The organism is Salinispora goodfellowii (assembly GCF_059570675.1).
Window position 1 is genome coordinate 1 of sequence record NZ_JCANTD010000081.1, and the last position, 2,604, is coordinate 2,604.

1 pseudogene is annotated in these 2,604 nt (G+C 71.9%); it reads right to left on the reverse strand.

The window, feature by feature from the left end:
* Positions 1 to 2,590, reverse strand: a pseudogene (locus tag T398_RS26665) (type I polyketide synthase); the annotation flags it as partial.
* Positions 2,591 to 2,604: the final 14 nt, after the last annotated feature.

A 2,604-nucleotide genomic window follows, 5' to 3' on the forward strand; every position in this document is an offset into this window, starting at 1 on the left:
CCGCCGAACCCCGCACCACCCCAAACACCCGATGCCCATTACGCCGAGCATCCGACAACCGCTCCAACACCAACACACCAACACCCTCAGACCAGCCGGTGCCGTCGGCGTTGTCAGAAAACGACTTGCAGCGACCATCCGGGGCTAGCCCCCGCTGCCGGCTGAACGCCACAAACGGGGTGGGATTCGACATCACCAGCACCCCGCCGGCGATCGCGGTGGTGCACTCCCCGGCGCGTAGCGCCTGGCTGGCGAGGTGCAGGGCGACCAAGGACGAGGAGCAGGCGGTGTCGATCGTCATCGACGGACCCTCGAAGCCGAAGGCGTACGAAATCCGGCCAGAAATCACCGACGCGGAGCTACCGGTGCTCAGGTACGCCTCCGACTCGGCGGGGGCAAGGCCGAGCAGGTCACCGTAGTCCTGGGCACCGGAGCCGACGAAGACACCGACCGGACCGCCCCGCAACGCCTCGGGGTTCATCCCGGCGTGCTCACACGCCTCCCAGGTGACTTCGAGCATCAGCCGCTGCTGCGGGTCCATAGCCAGCGCCTCGCGGGGCGAGATGCCGAAGAACTCGGCGTCGAACCCGCCCGCGTCGTAGACGAAACCGCCGGAGCGCACATAGCTGGTGCCCGGCTGATCCGGGTCGGCGTCGAAGAGCGCGTCTGCGTCCCAGCCCCGGTCAACGGGGAAGGCGCTGATCGCGTCGGTGCCGGTGGCGACGAGCTGCCACAGGTCCTCAGGGGACTGGACGCCGCCCGGGTAGCGGCAGCCCATGCCGACGATGGCGATCGGCTCGTCCGGAGCGAGTCCGGCAGTAGTCGTTGGGACCGTGGGTGCGGCGGCGGTGCTGACGAGTTCGTCGTACAGGTGACGCGCCAACACCGCAGGGGTCGGGTGGTCGTAGACCATGGTGGCGGGCAGGCGCAGCCCGACTGCCGCGCCGACCGCGTCGCGCAACTCCACCGCGGTCAGCGAGTCGAAGCCGAGCTCCCGGAACGGCCGCTGGACGTCAACGGCGGCGTCGGCGTCGTACCCGAGGACTGCCGCGACGTGGGTACGGACGATGTCCAGCAGGTGCGGCAGCCGCTCGGCGGCGGGCAGATCGGCCAGCACGGAGGCGTCCCGTGGCTGGACCGGCGCGGTGGCCACCGCGCTCTGGTGGGCCTCGGGGAGCGCGGCGAGCAGCGGCCGGGGCCGGGCCACGGTATAGATCGGGGCGAACCGGGCCCAGTCGATGTCGGTGACCACAAGGTGGCTCTCATCGTGGTCGAGGACCTGCCGCAACGTTGCGAGGGCGAGTCGTGGTTCCATCGGTGGAGTGCCCTGACGCAGCAGCTGTTCGGTGGCCTGGTCGTCAACCATGCCACCGCCACCCCAGGTTCCCCAGGCGATGGAGGTGGCGGCACGGCCCTGGCGACGGCGCTGGTGGGCGAGGGCCTCGAGCCAGGCGTTGCCGGTGCCATACGCGGCCTGTCCAGCGCTGCCCCAGACGGCCGCGCCGGAGGCGAAGAGGACGAACGCGTCGAGCGGCCGGTCGGCGAGCAACTCGTCAAGGTGGGTCGCGCCGAGCACCTTGGCCCGGCACACGTCGGCGAAGGCGTCGAGGTCGGTCTCGCCGAGCGGGGTGGCTTCGCCCAACACCCCGGCGGCGTGAAAGACCGCGGTCAAATCGTCGCCGATCCCGTCGAGAAGTGCGGCGACCGCCTCGCGGTCGGTCACGTCGCAGGCGACGATCTGAACGCCGGGCAGGCGGGCGGCGAGGTCGGCGGCGCCGGGGGCGGCCGGGCCGCGCCGGCTGGCCAGGACGACCCGGTCGGCACCCTGGTCGAGTAGCCACTCGCTGAGGTGCGCGCCGATGCCACCGGTGCCGCCGGTGACCAGGACAGTGCCGGTGGATCGCCACCGCCGGTCCGGGGTACCGGCGACGGGCCAGCGGACCATCCGTCGAGCCAGCACCCCACCAGTACGCAGGGCGACCTGGTCCTCGCCGCCGTCGGTGAGCACGTCAACGAGCCGGTCGATGGTGTCGGGCGTCCAGTCGGCGGGCAGGTCGGCCAGGCCACCCCACCAGCCCGGGTAGTCGAGGGACAGCACGGTGCCGAGCCCCCAGAGCCCGGCCTGCGCGGCGTGCGGCAGGTCCTCGTACGGGTCAACGGCGACGGCGCCGCTGGTGAGGCACCAGAGCCGGCCGGTGAAGTCGGCGGCGGCGAGGGCGCGCACCAGGCTGACGGTGCTGGTGACTCCGGTGGAGAGACCGGCATTGTGGGTATCCGCGGTGTCGTCGAGGCCGAGCAGGGACACGACTCCGGCGGGGGCGTCGCGGTCGTCTGGCGCGGTCTCGGTGAGCCGGACGACGGTCGCGCCGCGTGCGGTGAGTGCGTCGGCCACAGCGGCGGCCCGGGGATCGTCGGTGAGTGCGCTTGGTGTGACAACCCACCAGTCGCCGGTCAGGTGCCCCCCGGTGGGCACGTTGGTGGCCCGCCACACCACCCGGTACCGCCAGCTGGCGGCGGTGACGTCCTTGTCGGCTCCAGTGTCGTGCAACCAGTAGTGCTGGTGTTGGAAGGCATACGTCGGCAAATCCACCCGCCGCCCACCCC